Below are 13,466 nucleotides of genomic sequence, written 5' to 3'. Positions count from 1 at the left end.
CCTCGGTGGACTTACGGCTGCGGTTTATCGGGCGGTCAGGCGACAGCCGGAACGGCTGCCTTTCGTGCCGTGTACTTCCCGTACAGGAAGAAATACAACTTCACGTACTGTCCGACCAGAATGGCGTTGATGAGCGTGCCCTCGCGGATGAAATGCGGTGAGCCCAAGCAGATCAGGCCGATGGTCGCGGACAGGGCCAGCAGGGTGCAGTCGAAAATGGTTTTGATATTGCCCCATTTGCGGCCGGTCAGCTGCTGAATGGTGTTGACGAACAGGTCGATCGGCATCAGGATCAGGTTGGCCCTGATCATCATGAACAGGCCCAGTGCCAGCATCGCGTCGGCCAGCAGCAGCAGCGCCACGTCGGCCTGATACGGCTCCAGCTTGATCCACGCGGTGATGCCCAGGTTGAAGTCCAGCAGCAGGGCCAGCACCAACGCCGGGATCATCGACAGCAGGTGCACGGCCTTGAACGCCTTGGGGGCGATCAAGAACGTCAGCAGCAGCATGATGATTTCGAGCATGAGGTTGAAATTGCCCTGGGTGAACTCGGGGAAGATCAACGTCATCGTTCGGGTGAGGCTGCTCTGCGGGGAAATGCCGATCCCCGCCCTGATGGCCAAGCTCAGACCCAGCGTCAGGATATAGATCCCGAGCACGTAGATGATCCAGCGGCGCACTTTGTTGCCGGTGTCCACGACATCTGCGGCTTTATCGTGTTGCATAACGCTCTCGTCCCTTGATCTGTTTTCCGGGCTACTTCATGAACCCGAAGCGGTCGAGGGAGATGAACAGCGTCAGGAGTTTGTTGACCACCGCTTCGCCTTCGTTGTGATTGCCCAACTTCGCCAGCGCGTCGTCGATGGACCGGGTGGCTTCGACGAGCTCGGCGAGGTTCATGTCGGCCATTACGCCATAAAAATCCAGCGGAAGTGTCGCTTTCGCCTCACCGTCCTCGGTGACGATGCAACCGCCGACCAGCGCGTCGAGCTGCTGCAGATTGCCGTGTATCTCGGCGGGGTCGGTGCCGACGGACACGAAGTAGGCCTTGGGGGCCGGCCAGAAGGTGGAGACCGCGCCACGATCGATCGACACGCCCTTGAACAGGCCGTTGACCGTGTGCCGCTCGCCGTCGGCGTAGCGCTGCACCACCGAGATCCGATTCAGCAGCGCGCCTTCGTATTCGGGCACCACAGCACCGTCGCGGAACGGCACCCAGATCTCCTGCGCGAACTTGAGATGGCCGCGGCCGTACACGTCGAACAGCAGCACCTTCGCCTGCGTGCCGTCGGTGGAGATCTCGATCGGGGTGAGTTCGAGCTGGTCCACGCGCAGGTCGGCCAGACCCGGCTTGGGCTGCTTGGCCAGCACCGAGTAGTCGATGTCCACTTCGGCGACGAGCTTGCGATCCTTGGCCACCAGCTGGCCGCCCTTGAACACGTACCGCGGATTGATCTTGGACAGGCTGTCGGTCAGCACGATGTCGGCGAACCGGCCCGGGCTCAACGAGCCCAGATCGCGGTCCTTGTGGAACGAGCGCGCGGTGTACAGCGTGCCCATCTTGATCGCGGTGATCGGCGGCATGCCCATCTCGATGGCCAGGGAGATGACCCAGTCGATGTGCCCCTGACGCAGCACCCGGTTCACCGAGATGTTGTCCGCGCAGAGCTGGAAGTTCTCGGCGGGCCAGCGCCGTTTCACGATGGCGCGCAACATGGTTCGGATCACCTCGGGGCTGCCGACACCGAACTTGATCTGCGTGTTGAGGCCGTAGCGGATGCTCTTCTCGATGTCGGCTTCGTTCCACACGTCGTGGTTGTTGTCCACGCCGATCGCGGGCATGTAGTTCAGCAGCATGTCCGACAGCGAGGTGACACCCCAGTGGCAGTTCACCACGCCCGCGCGCGCCCGGCCCAGTGCGGACTTACGGAAGTCCTCGGCATTGCCGGTCATGTACGACAGGTGCGCCAGCTCGCCCAGCCCGATCACCGGCTCCATCGCCAGCATCGCCTCGGTGACCTCGGGCGTGGACTTCTTGCCCGGCGCGAACGCGTACAGCCGGTACGGCAGTTTCTCGTGGTCGGCGAACAGCGCCTCGGCGGCGGCGACGGCCTCATCGCCTGCGGCACTGGCGAAGTCGAGTGTCTCACCGAACACGGTGGTGGTGCCGCTGGGCACGATCGCCTCGCCGAAGGCGGCCGGGTGCGCGAGCTGGGATTCGAAGTGCAGGTGCGCGTCGATCAGGCCCGGGATCGCGTAAAGGCCCTCCCCGTCGAAGGTTTCGCGCACCCGCACGATCTCTTCGTCGGGGTTCAGCGCGATGATGCGGTCCCCGTGCACCAAAAGCGATCCGGGATAGACGGTTTCGCTATGAACATCGAGGATGTTGAGGTTGTGCAGCAACAGGTCGGCTTCGTGTTCGCCTTCCAGGATGGCGAAGATCGTGCGCACGTGATCGTCCTGGTCCGCAACGTCGCTGTCACCCGCGGGCGCGGTGCCGGTCGTCGAATTCTGCTCGAGCATGGTGGTCCTCACGTCTGTGTTCTCGTACCTGCGAGCCGACCAGTCGATGTGACCGGCTTCACTCGTCTGTATTGATAGAACGCCATGGGTACCGTTGCTGACAAGCATCCGTTTTTGCACGAGGTGTACTGATTTTTCGTACACTCGCCGCAGGAGGTGCACGGTGTTGCATTCGCGGTTACTGCAGTACATCGACGAGGTCGCGCGGCTGGGGTCCATTCGCGCGGCCGGGGCACGGTTGCACGTGGCGCCCTCGGCGATCAATCGCCAAATCCTGCTGCTGGAAGCAGAACTCGATCAGCAGCTGTTCGAACGGCTGCCGCGCGGGATGCGCCCGACCCCCGCGGGCGAGGCGCTGCTGGCCCATATCCGCCGCACCCTGCAGCAATACCGCGAGACGGTCGCCGACATTCGCGATCTGCACGCGCTGGGCAGTGGTGAGGTCGTGATCGCCACGATGACCGGCCTGGCCAGCAGCGTGGTCGCGGCGGCGGCGACGTCGTTCCGGGCCCGCCACCCGCAGGTCAGGATCTCGATCCGCACCATGACCACGCTGGAGGTGCTGCACGCGGTCGAGAACAGCGAAGCCGACCTGGGCTTGGCGTTCAACATCCCCACCTCGACGCAGGTCGAGGTCTGCTGGCAGATGAACACCCGCCTGGGCGTGGTCGTGAGCCCGCACCACCCGCTGCTGCGCATGGACACGGTGCCGCTGGCCCAGTGCGCGCCCTACCCACTGATCTTCGCCGACCGCTCGATGGTGATCCACGGCATCGTCGCCGAGGCCTTCGCCAACGCGGACCTGGACATCCAGCCGGCGTTCCACACCAACTCCATCGAAACGATGAAGCGCCTCGCCACCTCCGGCGAGGCCATCGCCTTCCTCAGCGAATTCGACGCCGCCGAGGAACTACGCGACGGCACCCTGGCCTTCCGCCCGGTCCGCGACGCTTTCAGCAACAACGTCGTCTCCCTGGTCCGCCGCGAAAAACACGCGCACGGTCTGGCGGGCATCCTGCTCACCGACGAGATCGTGGCGGCGTTGCGCCCGGTGGAGTCGCGGTCGACGGGCGGTTCTCAGTAGGTTCGCGGGTCAGCTCACCTCGCGGTGGCGGGGTTGGACTCGGTGCAGCAAGACCTGTTCCAGTAGGGCTACCAGGACGTCGCGGACGGAGTCGCGGTTGCGGGCGTCGCAGTGCAGCACGGGGGTCCAGTCGTCCAGGCCGAGGGCTTCGCGGACTTCGTCGAGGTCGAAGTGGCGGGCGTCGTCGAAGCGGTTGACCACCACCACGAACGGGGTGTGGTGTTCTTCGAAGTAGTCCAGGACCGGGTAGCAGTCTTCGACGCGGCTGGTGTCCACGACGATGACCGCGCCGAGGGCGCCGTCGACCAGGTCGTCCCACAGGAACACGAAGCGGTCCTGGCCGGGGGTGCCGAACAGGTACAGGATCAGCGATTGGTCCAGGGTGATCCGGCCGAAGTCCAAAGCCACTGTCGTGGCGGTCTTTTCGGCGCGGCGGCCGGGGTCGTCGATGCCGACGGAGACCTCGGTCATCGCGGCTTCGGTGACCAGGGGTTCGATTTCGGAGATGGCGCCGATGAAGGTGGTCTTGCCGACGCCGAAACCGCCGCTGACCACGATCTTCACCGAGGACGGCATGGCGGGGGCGTTAGAGTGCGCGGACAAGGTCGCGGATCCTCTCGATGGCGGCGGTCGACAGTTCCGGCGCGTCACGGACGGTCACATGCCCCGCCGCCGCCAGATCGCTGACGATCACCTTGGCGATGCCGATCGGAACCCGCAGCGCGGCACCGATTTCGGCGATGGAGTGCGGTCCCAGACACAGCGTGACCACGGTGCGTTCCTCGAAGCGCAGCGGCGCCGACAGCGCGGAAGGTGGTGCGTGCACCAGGGTTTCGATGCGCAGACCGTCCAGAACCGGGACGGTGCGGCCCGCGGTGATCACGAACGGGCGCACGAAACTGTCCTGGCTGTCGTCGATGTCGGCCGGGTCGTGCGGGACCGAGGTGTCGCGCCAACCCGTGGCGTGGGTGACCGGGATCATGCGCGGGTCGGGCAGCCGGGGGCCGTCGGGGTATCTCATCTGCGCAGGGTCTCGCGCAGTTCGCTGATCAGCAGCGGGTCAAGCAGTGCGCCCGCACGTTCGGCGAGCACCGCCATCTCGTAGCCGACCAGACCGACATCGCAACCGCCGTCGGCGATCACGCCCAGGCAGCTGCCGTCGCCCAGTGCCGAGACCAGCAGGAAGCCGCGTTTCATCTCGATCATGATCAGCTTCAGGCCGTCGAAATCGTAACTGCGCGAAGCGCTTCGACCCAGACTCGACAGGCCGGACACCATGGCGGCCAGGCGGTCGGCGCCGGTGCGGTCCAGGCCGTCGGACATCGCGATGAGCAGGCCGTCCGACGAGACGGCGACGGTGTCGCGCACGCCGTCGGTGTTGCGGACGAAGTTGCCCAGCATCCAGTTGAAGGTGTGCGGGTCGGCGGTGGGTAGGTGGGTGGTCACCGTAGCTCCTGGGGTCGGGTCCGATCGGTGGTGGGATCGACTGGGATGGAAGCAGTTTCGGGTGCACCGCCGCGTTCGTGGCCGGTGCGGAAGGACGACAGCATGGTGCGGGTCTGGTCGGGGGTGCGTTCGGGGGTCGGCGGGCGATCGGCTTGCGTTCGGCGGGGGCGGTCCGGGGAGCCGGTGATCTTGGTTCGTTTGCTGCGTTTGACCAGGCCGTTGCGGGTGCGCTCGATGGAGGGGGTGTCCGAGGGTCCTGCTGCGTGGCCATTGCGGCCGGAAATCAGTGCGGTGTAGGGGGTTTCGTCCGTTGGTGTTACTGGCACGGAGCGCACGGCGGCGACAGGCTGCGCTCGGTGAGCTGAGTGCGCGGGAACGGCCGATTGATCAGGGCGCGCACTTCCCAACTGGCGCACGTGATCAGCACCCGAACTTCCCACCTGCTGCACGTGATCAGCGGGCGCATCTCCCAACTGCTGCACGTGGTCAGCGGGCGCACTTCCCGACCGCTCCACGCGAGCAGAGTGTGCGCCAACGCCCGGCTGCTGCACCGCGTGATGGCTGACAGGCGCTTCCGTAGCGCGCGTACCCGGTTCGACCGAATTACTTTCGTCGGCAAGCAGATTCGGTGGCAACAGCAACCGCGCCACGATCCCACTGACCGGCGAGGTGTTGAGCTCGACCTCGATGCCCAGGCGCCCCGCCAACCGACCCACCACATAGTGACCCAGGTATCGGGTCGAGGCCACGATGAAATCCTGCTCACCGCGCAGCCGCGCATTGGCTTCGGCCAGTTGCTCGGCGGGCATCCCCACGCCGTGGTCGACGACGGCGAGCAGGTAACCCCCGGCGACCTTGCGCCCATACACCTCGACCTCGAGATCAGGCGGCGAGAACGCCAACCCGTTCTCGATGAGTTCGGCCAGAATGTGCGCCAATTCGCTGACAACCGCCCCGGTCACGGCGATGTCGTCGACTCGGCGCAGCACCACGCGCCGGTAGTCGTCGACCTCGGACAGTCCGGCCCGGATCACGTCGGTGAGCGCGATCGGTTCGGCCCACCGGCGCGGACTGGCCTGCCCGACCAACACCAACAGACTCTCGGCATTGCGCCGCATCCGGGTGGCCAGGTGGTCCAGTTCGAACAGGTTCGACAGCGCCTTCGGGTCGAGTTCTTCCCGTTCGAATTCGCTGATCAGCCCCAACTGGCGGCGCACCAGGTTCTGATTGCGCCGGGCCAGGTTGGCCATCGACTCGGTGGTGTTGCGCCGCACCAGCGCCTGCTCGGAGGCGAGCTCGAACGCGGTGGTCTGCACCCGGTCCAAAGCGCCTGCCACCGCGGCGATTTCGACGCTGGCACCGGGCGGTGTGCGCACCGGCGCGGGCGGGTCGGGGGCGGCGTCGGCGCCACCGTGCCAGGCCGCGATCACCTCGGGCAGTCGCACCGACGCGACATCGTCGGCCTCGGTGGCCAGTCGCGCCAGCGGGCGCACGATCGCGCGAATGGCGGCGAAGACCAGGGCGACTTCGGCGGCGATCGCGAGCAACGCGGCCAGCGCGAATCCGGCCAGTGTCAGCGCGGCGACGCGGCGCAGGTCCGCCGCGCGCGCCCGGATGTCGTCGCCGATGGTCTGCTGCACGGTGCGCTGCTCGTCGATGACCGCGGTCATCTGCGCCCACCACACCGCCGGATCGACCGTTTCGACCAGCGGCCCCAACGTCGAGGCGATCGCGATGTTCTCGGAACTGGTTGCCCGCGTGGCATTCTCGCTCGCCAGCACCGCGTCCAGGCGCGCCTGCTGGTCGGAGGTCGCGTCACGGCCGAACGCGAGCAGCGCGGCATTGCGCGCGGCGCGGATGTCGAGGAACTGCACGTACTCCCCCGGCGCGAACTCCCCCGCGGCGAACACCCCGTTCAAGAACCCGCGTTCGCGAGCGGCGAATTCCTTGGCGTCACCCAGGGCATAGAGAGCCTGCAGCCCGTGCCGAACGGCCGGGTCGCGCGCCTGATCCAGCCCCAGCGAGAGGCGATTGAGCGCGTCGATGCCGTCGGTGTAGAACTGGAACGCCGCCTGCCGGGTGACAGTGCGATTGTCGACCTGCGAGCGAATCGACGGCAGTCCCGCCACGTGCCCCAGGGCCGACCGCACCTCGCCGGCGCCGGGCGGGTTGTCGGAGAGGGTGTTCACCACCGCGCGCAGCGCCGCGTCGGTGCCCACCCGCTGGTCGGTGACGGGTCGACTCAGTCGCTGATCACCACCGAGCAGACCGTTGCTCAACCCACGCTCGCGTTGCACCTGCTGCACCAGATCCTGCGCGGCCAGCGCCACCGCCACCGCGTCCACGGTCTCCCCGCTGCGCCGGTAAGCGCTGACCTGGGTGGACATCGTCAACCCGAGCAGTCCGAGCACCAGCACCAGCGACACCGCCAGGATCCGGCCGAGCTGACCGGAAATCGTGCGCGGCCGGATCAGCCCGGCGCCCGCGGTGGCAGCACCGTCGTCGGATCGGGTTCCGGTCGGGGTCGGCCGGGAACGTGCGCGCACACCTGCTCCTTTGTATTGCCACCGCGATGAATTTTGTGGTGGCCCAGGGAAAGTCAGGTGCAAACTTGCACTGCGCGCAGTGCTCGGTCAATTCGGAACGGTGTAAAACAGGTATTCGTGCAGTGATCTCAACATGCCGGTAATGCAACGGCTTCTATGTAGCCGAAGCCTCACAGCGGGGCCGTTGACGAGGTGGCAGCGCGTTTCACTGCTGTATACATACAGGTCACGAGATGTTGTGACGCACAACATGTTTCATGTCGGCATACGACAATCGCGACCGGAATGATGGACATCACAACCGGTCGCGATATTCCCGCGCACAAGTGAGAAGCGCAGGCGTGTCAATGAATTCGTGCGGAATTACTCGCCGCCGAGAATTTCCAGCACCTGCTCGGAGTAGAAGAACGGCTCGAGACGTTCCCGGATCAGCCCGGCCAACACACCATTGCGCTTGGCCGACTCGATCACCGCGGGCCCGTAGCGCAGGATCTCGGCGCTGATGTCCTCGGCGCTCAAGCCCAGTTCGGGCAGCATCGCCGACAACGTGTGGTTGCCGTACCTGGCGTAGAACACCTCCACACACTCGCGCACGAGCAGTCCGAAGTACTCCTTCTCCCTGGTCGTCACCGCGATCTCGTAGCAGATCTGGACCAGTTCGTGCAGGTCCTTCTGGGTGAGGTAGTCGCGCAGGCCCGAGACCGACTCATCGGCGTGCAGGTCCCAGAACTCCATGGCCGCGGAGTGCACGGGGGCGTCGCGCAGCATGTCGCGGATGGCGTTGTTGGTGCGCTTGAGCGCGAACAGCGCGCCCTTGCCTGCCAGGTCACCCACGAAGGTGCTGTCGGCGGCGACCTTCTTGGCGCGGTTCGCGGCGGACTGGCCCAGCGACATCAGCGAGGACACACCCGGAATCTTCTCCGCGCGTTCCCGATTGGCCTGCATGAAATCGCCGATCAACTTGTCGACGAAACGCGACGCCACCGTGGCCACCAGCGGGCTCTCGGTCAGGCGGTCCAGGATGCGTTCCTGCGCCTGGTGCATCCCGAAGATCTTCTCCAGCAACGCTTCCACCGGTTCACGGTCCACGACATCGCCGAGGGTGTAGTCGGTGTCGGCCGCGATGTGGTCGTAGATCGCATCGGCGAACACGCCGACGGTATCGGCGATCACCGGGCTGCCGCCGATGCGATCGAACACCGTCGCGACAGTGTCGTTGCCCTGTTCCAGGGAGACCACGTCGCCGAAACGGATCGTCTCGCCCACCGCGAGCACCGCGGCCACGTCGCGAGCGATCACCTCGGCGAACCGTTCACCGGTCACCTCGGCGAGCAGGAAGTCCACCTGCGCGTCGAGTAGTCGGTCGGCGATTTGGCGCGCCTGCGTCATTGTCTGTGTCCACCCATCACGGTCGTTGCTTCGAGGGGAGGACGCTTGGCTCAGGTGTCGGAATCGTTGCCGTGCACCGATTTCCGGATCTCATCCAGACGCTGTCGCGCGGATTTCTGCCGCGCCTCCCACTGTTCGTCCACGCTGCGACCCGCGGGAGTGTGCCGGTCCAGCTCGTCCATCCCCTGCGCGGTGCCGAAGCGCTGCTCGACCTTATCCCGAACGGAGTCGAATGTCGGCACGCCAGATGTGGAATACCCGCCGGTCGGAGTGGGTGCGGCGGGATCCGGCAGCCCGGACGGTACCGGCGGTACCGGCAATGTGCCCGCGACCTGCTCGGATGCGACGGGGACCACATCGGCGTCGATGACGGTCGTGTCCAGAGTCACAGGGGTGCCGGTGTCGGAATGACTGATTTCGGCCTGGGCCAGTGCGGCGGCCACCGCGCCGAGTCCGGGGCGGGACGCGACGGCGGCGCGCAGCACCGAAACCAGCTCGTCGTCGGGCAGCGCAGCCATGCGGCCCAGGAGTTCGCTCGTTTCGCTCATACCGCCAGGCTACGCAGAATCTGGCCCGCGACGCGGAATCATGCGGACTTCTCGAAATCGCGCGGGGTCCTGCGGGCTACGCGGGATCTGGCGGGCTACACGGAGTTGTCGACCCAGTCGCCGATGATTTTCGCCCACTGCGGGCCGAGGGTGTCGATCACGTCGTTGTGGCCCGCGCCGGGGACCACGATCAGCTGTTTCGGTTCCCGCGCGGCGGCGTACAGGCGTTGCGCGTGGGCGATCGGGAGCAGTTCGTCGCGGTCGCCGTGCATCATCAGCACCGGCACGCGCAGCTTCGCGATGTGGCGCAGGCTCGGGTAGGCGTTGGGGATCAGCGGCGCAGGCAGCAGTGGGTAGACCGAACGGGCGGCCGCGCGCATCCCGCTGAACGTGGACATCAGGATCATGCCCGCGGGCGGGAACTGGGCGGCCAGCTCGAGCAGGACTCCCCCGCCCAGCGATTTGCCCAGGTAGAAGACCTTGTCGGGGTCGACGTCGGGTTGGTCGAGTAGGGCTTGGCGGGCGGCTCTGGCGTCGAGATAGGTGCCGTGTTCGCTCGGGGTGCCCGCGCTGTGGCCGAAGCCGCGGTAGTCGAACGCCAGCACGTCGAAACCGGCGTCGACCAGCAGGGCGATGATCGAGACCCGGTCGCCGATGGTGCCCGCGTTGCCGTGCGCGTACAGGATGTGGCCGCGGGGGCGGTCCGCGCGCACGAACCAGCCGTGGATGTCCACGCCGTCGGCGGTGCGCAGGGTGAGGTCGCGGTAGTCCAAGCCCAGCGCCTCGGGGGTTTGGGCGAGGTGCTTGTCGGGGTGGTAGACCAGCGCGTTGAGCACGCGGGTCGCGGGGTGGCGGATCACTTGCCGCGGCCCGCCTGGAAACCGAAGTCCCAGTTGAACAGTCGCGCGATCTCCACCACGCCACCGCCGGGTTGACCGGCGGGCGGACGCACGAAGGTGCCCTCGCGCCGCACCACGAACTCGCCGTTGACGTTGTCCACCGCGAACAGCACCGCGTCACGGGAGTTGTCGGTGCAGCCGTCCAGGGTCATCTCGATCGGTGCGGAGTTCACCGGATGCAGGGTGACGGTGGCGTGCACATTGCGAAAGTCCTTGGCGCCCTCATAGATCGAAGCGAACACGAGAATGCGACGGAAGAACTGGGTGTAGTCGAGGTTGATCGACAGGTTCTCGCCGGTGATGCTGGCGCCGGTGCGATCGTCCTGATCGAGGTGGATGAACGGGGGTTCGAACAGCGCGCCGAACCGGCGGTCCAGCGCGCGCACGGAACCGATTGCGCCGTTGGACAATTCGAAGAAGCAGCACAGGTCCAGGTCGATGTTCTTGCCGCGCAGTTTGCCGAACAGACTCCCCGTCGCCGCCATCGACGTCCAGTTCAGGTTCACCCGCATCACACCGCCGGTGGCGCCGTGTTTGGTCAGCGAGACGCTGGGCGCTTCCTTGGTCAGCGAAACCTTCGCCAAGTTCACGGGAGGTGTTGTGGGCTGGGCGAATTGGGGATTGTGGTGCGGGGGCTGGGGTGTGGGCTGCTGTGGGCGCACCGGCGGGGGTGTGGGGATGAACGGCGGGGTCGGCGGGGTGGGATAGGACTGTTGCTGCGGCGGCATCGGCTGGTGCGGGGCCGGCGGCGAAGGTGCGTCGTCAACGGAGATGCCGAAATCGGTTGCCAGCCCGGCCAACCCACTGTCATACCCCTGCCCGACCGCCCGGAACTTCCACGCACCCTGCCGTCGATACAACTCACCCAGCACGAACGCGGTCTCCGTGGTCGCGCCACTGCTGTCGAACCGCGCGACCTCCGCCCCGTTCGCGGCATCGATCACCCGAATGTAGAGCCCCCGGAACTGACCGAACGTGCCCCCGTCCGCCGACGCCGCCAGCACGATCCGCTCGATCTGCGACTCGACCTGCCCCAGATTCACCGTCAACGCGTCGACAACGGTGTGCCCCTGCTGCTTTCCCTCATGCCGAACCGCCCCCGAAGGATGCACGGCCTGGTTGTAGAACACGAAGTCGTCATCGGACCGCACCTTCGCCCCCGCCAACAACAACGCGGAAGCATCAGCATCGGGCACCCCCGGCCCCGACTGCCAACCCAATTCGACCCGGACCGCAGAGGCAGGCACCGCAACATTGGCACCTTTCATCATCGACACATCGACCAACCTATCCCGAGCACCCACCCAGCCCAACCCGTCGCCCCCAACTCACCAAAGTTCGCGTCGCGCACAACACAACGACCGACCGCCTTGTGTCGAATCCGACCAACCACCAACAATGCCGAAATCCAGGCGGAGTTCAGAGACACTCCCTGCGGATCTGTGCGCCAATAGTGTAATGGTTGCGTTACACTATTGGCATGGCACCCAGGGAGTTGGCCAGGGACCAGCTGTGGGACATCGCGACCACGCAGCACGGGTTCGTCACAGCTCGACAAGCCGCGGATCTCGAGCTCAGCAAGCACGGACTGCAGATGCTCGTGCACCGAGGCACGCTGACGCGCGTCGCCCATGGCGTGTACCGCTTCCCCAAATACCCAGCCGGTGAGTACGACGGACTCATGCTCGCCGCGCTGTGGACGCGGGCGCCCGAGGCGTGCCTGAGTCACGAAACCGCACTAGATCTGTACGGCATCAGCGACGTCAATCCTCACCAGGTACATATCACCGTCGGCAGACAGCGTCGCTTACGTCGGGCCGGTGGTGACGACTACGTCATCCACAACCAGGACCTCTCCGAATCCCAGATCGGGTGGGCCCACGATATCCCCACGGTCACGCCGAAAACCGCGATCGAACAATGCATCGCCACGGGAACGCCGACCTATCTACTACGGCAGGCGATCGAGCGCGGACATGCGCAGGGCCGCATAACCACCACCGAACGAGTTGCTCTGACCGACGCATTGGAGGCACGCCATGCCCGATGAACACACCAGCTCGCCACTGTCCACGATGTTGCGGACCCTGACACCCAAGCCGAAGGGTCCGGTCAATACAACGGTACTCAACAACTGGATCAACCAGGCCGAAGGCAAACTCGGTAGCGATGCCAGAGCCGGACGCCTCGGTTGGCTGGTCGCGTCGTCGGTGGCGATTGCCGCAGTCCAGCGCGCGCTCGACGCCGACGGGCGACAATTGTTCCTACTCAAGGGCGGAACGCTACTTCAGCATCGGCTGGACGTGACCGCTCGCGCGACCAAGGACGTCGACGGGCTCGTCCGAGGCGACCTGGACGAGTTCATCCTGTCGCTCGAACAGGCCCTCGCCGATCCGTGGGGACCGCTGACGCTGCGGCGCGGCGAAGTCGAAGTGATCGACGTGCCCACCAAGCTGATCAAGCCGCGTCGATTCGACATCATCTTGGAGATCCGCGGTACCACCTGGCGTCGCATCCAGTTCGAAGTCTCACCAGACGAGGCAGGCATCGGCGACGACTTCGAGGCGATCGAACCACCACCGTTGAGCGGGTTCGGCCTGCCAGACCCTGACCACCTCGTCGGGATCGCCATGCGTTTCCAGATCGCACAGAAGTTCCACGCCGCCTCCGACCCGCACAACCCACCGACCTCGGTCAACGATCGCCCCCGCGACGTCGTCGACTTGCTCCTTATCCGAGACCTCGCGGCCGACACCGGATGTCCGACCCTTTCGGAGATCCGCGCTGCGGGAACCGCGGTGTTCGAGGCACGTGCCCACGAAGCTCGACATCTCGGGCTGCCCACTCGCTCGTGGCCGCCGACCATTACGACCTATCCGCATTGGCAGGACGACTTCGCGAAAGCCGCGGCCTCCGGCGGGATCGAACTCTCCCTCGGCGACGCTGTCTCCGAAGTGAACTCGTGGATCACCACGATCCACGAGTCGAATTGAAAGATCACCAGGTGATCCTCGGCATGCGCGAAATCGGC

The 13,466-nt window shown here is 65.9% G+C and carries 13 protein-coding genes; 3 read left to right on the top strand and 10 right to left on the bottom strand.

Going from position 1 to position 13,466, the window contains the following annotated elements; all coding sequences use genetic code 11:
- Window positions 1–35: 35 nt before the first annotated feature.
- Both ACFWVD_RS19505 and ACFWVD_RS19500 read right to left on the bottom strand, forming a co-directional pair.
- Window positions 36–725: a DUF6198 family protein gene (locus ACFWVD_RS19505; protein WP_379244645.1), complete on the bottom strand. Its 690-nt coding sequence runs from the start codon at window positions 723–725 to the stop codon at window positions 36–38.
- A 31-nt stretch (window positions 726–756) separates the two neighbouring features.
- On the bottom strand, window positions 757–2,523 hold the full coding sequence (locus ACFWVD_RS19500) for an adenine deaminase C-terminal domain-containing protein (RefSeq protein ID WP_379244643.1): 1,767 nt from the start codon (window positions 2,521–2,523) through the stop codon (window positions 757–759).
- Between the two features lie 163 nt (window positions 2,524–2,686).
- Between ACFWVD_RS19500 and ACFWVD_RS19495 the strand changes: the two genes are divergently transcribed.
- Window positions 2,687–3,607 carry a LysR family transcriptional regulator gene (locus ACFWVD_RS19495; RefSeq protein ID WP_379244641.1) on the top strand — a complete coding sequence of 307 codons (921 nt, stop codon included), beginning with the start codon at window positions 2,687–2,689 and terminating at the stop codon, window positions 3,605–3,607.
- A gap of 9 nt (window positions 3,608–3,616) precedes the next feature.
- Here ACFWVD_RS19495 and ACFWVD_RS19490 read toward each other — a convergent pair whose 3' ends face one another.
- From ACFWVD_RS19490 to ACFWVD_RS19455, 8 genes are all read right to left on the bottom strand, one after another.
- Complete coding sequence (locus tag ACFWVD_RS19490; protein ID WP_379244768.1) at window positions 3,617–4,162, bottom strand: ATP/GTP-binding protein; 546 nt, start codon at window positions 4,160–4,162, stop codon at window positions 3,617–3,619.
- A gap of 31 nt (window positions 4,163–4,193) precedes the next feature.
- Entirely contained in the window at window positions 4,194–4,628 is a 435-nt protein-coding gene (locus ACFWVD_RS19485; protein ID WP_379244639.1) for a DUF742 domain-containing protein, read from the bottom strand.
- Window positions 4,625–5,008: a roadblock/LC7 domain-containing protein gene (locus ACFWVD_RS19480; RefSeq protein ID WP_379244766.1), complete on the bottom strand. Its 384-nt coding sequence runs from the start codon at window positions 5,006–5,008 to the stop codon at window positions 4,625–4,627. The genes ACFWVD_RS19485 and ACFWVD_RS19480 overlap by 4 nt, the downstream gene beginning before the upstream one ends.
- A gap of 41 nt (window positions 5,009–5,049) precedes the next feature.
- Window positions 5,050–7,599, bottom strand: coding sequence for a nitrate- and nitrite sensing domain-containing protein (locus ACFWVD_RS19475; RefSeq protein ID WP_379244637.1), 2,550 nt, complete (start codon window positions 7,597–7,599; stop codon window positions 5,050–5,052).
- A gap of 363 nt (window positions 7,600–7,962) precedes the next feature.
- Window positions 7,963–8,988 (bottom strand): hypothetical protein, encoded by a 1,026-nt coding sequence (locus ACFWVD_RS19470; protein WP_379244635.1) that lies wholly within the window; start codon window positions 8,986–8,988, stop codon window positions 7,963–7,965.
- 50 nt (window positions 8,989–9,038) lie between these two features.
- Window positions 9,039–9,536 carry a PspA/IM30 family protein gene (locus ACFWVD_RS19465; RefSeq protein WP_379244633.1) on the bottom strand — a complete coding sequence of 166 codons (498 nt, stop codon included), beginning with the start codon at window positions 9,534–9,536 and terminating at the stop codon, window positions 9,039–9,041.
- A 95-nt stretch (window positions 9,537–9,631) separates the two neighbouring features.
- Entirely contained in the window at window positions 9,632–10,396 is a 765-nt protein-coding gene (locus tag ACFWVD_RS19460; protein WP_379244631.1) for an alpha/beta hydrolase, read from the bottom strand.
- On the bottom strand, window positions 10,393–11,703 hold the full coding sequence (locus ACFWVD_RS19455) for a TerD family protein (protein ID WP_379244765.1): 1,311 nt from the start codon (window positions 11,701–11,703) through the stop codon (window positions 10,393–10,395). Before ACFWVD_RS19455 ends, ACFWVD_RS19460 begins: the two co-directional genes overlap by 4 nt.
- 212 nt (window positions 11,704–11,915) lie before the next feature.
- Between ACFWVD_RS19455 and ACFWVD_RS19450 the strand changes: the two genes are divergently transcribed.
- Both ACFWVD_RS19450 and ACFWVD_RS19445 read left to right on the top strand, forming a co-directional pair.
- Window positions 11,916–12,485: a type IV toxin-antitoxin system AbiEi family antitoxin domain-containing protein gene (locus ACFWVD_RS19450; RefSeq protein ID WP_379244629.1), complete on the top strand. Its 570-nt coding sequence runs from the start codon at window positions 11,916–11,918 to the stop codon at window positions 12,483–12,485.
- Window positions 12,475–13,428: a nucleotidyl transferase AbiEii/AbiGii toxin family protein gene (locus tag ACFWVD_RS19445; RefSeq protein ID WP_379244627.1), complete on the top strand. Its 954-nt coding sequence runs from the start codon at window positions 12,475–12,477 to the stop codon at window positions 13,426–13,428. Before ACFWVD_RS19450 ends, ACFWVD_RS19445 begins: the two co-directional genes overlap by 11 nt.
- Window positions 13,429–13,466 lie beyond the last annotated feature (38 nt).

The sequence above is a fragment of the Nocardia sp. NPDC058666 genome (genome assembly GCF_042714895.1).
Taxonomy (GTDB): Bacteria; Actinomycetota; Actinomycetes; order Mycobacteriales; family Mycobacteriaceae; genus Nocardia.
The sequence above is the reverse complement of the archived record's forward strand: the minus strand, read 5'-3'. Positions and strand labels throughout refer to the sequence as shown.

What these genes read in the sequence shown, in the direction of transcription:
- ACFWVD_RS19470 (WP_379244635.1), bottom strand. Translation starts at nt 8,988, where the DNA reads ATGACGCAGGCGCGCCAAATCGCCGACCGACTACTCGACGCGCAGGTG.
- ACFWVD_RS19465 (WP_379244633.1), bottom strand. Translation starts at nt 9,536, where the DNA reads ATGAGCGAAACGAGCGAACTCCTGGGCCGCATGGCTGCGCTGCCCGAC.
- ACFWVD_RS19485 (WP_379244639.1), bottom strand. Translation starts at nt 4,628, where the DNA reads ATGAGATACCCCGACGGCCCCCGGCTGCCCGACCCGCGCATGATCCCG.
- ACFWVD_RS19500 (WP_379244643.1), bottom strand. Translation starts at nt 2,523, where the DNA reads ATGCTCGAGCAGAATTCGACGACCGGCACCGCGCCCGCGGGTGACAGC.
- ACFWVD_RS19445 (WP_379244627.1), top strand. Translation starts at nt 12,475, where the DNA reads ATGCCCGATGAACACACCAGCTCGCCACTGTCCACGATGTTGCGGACC.
- ACFWVD_RS19505 (WP_379244645.1), bottom strand. Translation starts at nt 725, where the DNA reads ATGCAACACGATAAAGCCGCAGATGTCGTGGACACCGGCAACAAAGTG.
- ACFWVD_RS19480 (WP_379244766.1), bottom strand. Translation starts at nt 5,008, where the DNA reads ATGCTGGGCAACTTCGTCCGCAACACCGACGGCGTGCGCGACACCGTC.
- ACFWVD_RS19455 (WP_379244765.1), bottom strand. Translation starts at nt 11,703, where the DNA reads ATGAAAGGTGCCAATGTTGCGGTGCCTGCCTCTGCGGTCCGGGTCGAA.
- ACFWVD_RS19450 (WP_379244629.1), top strand. Translation starts at nt 11,916, where the DNA reads ATGGCACCCAGGGAGTTGGCCAGGGACCAGCTGTGGGACATCGCGACC.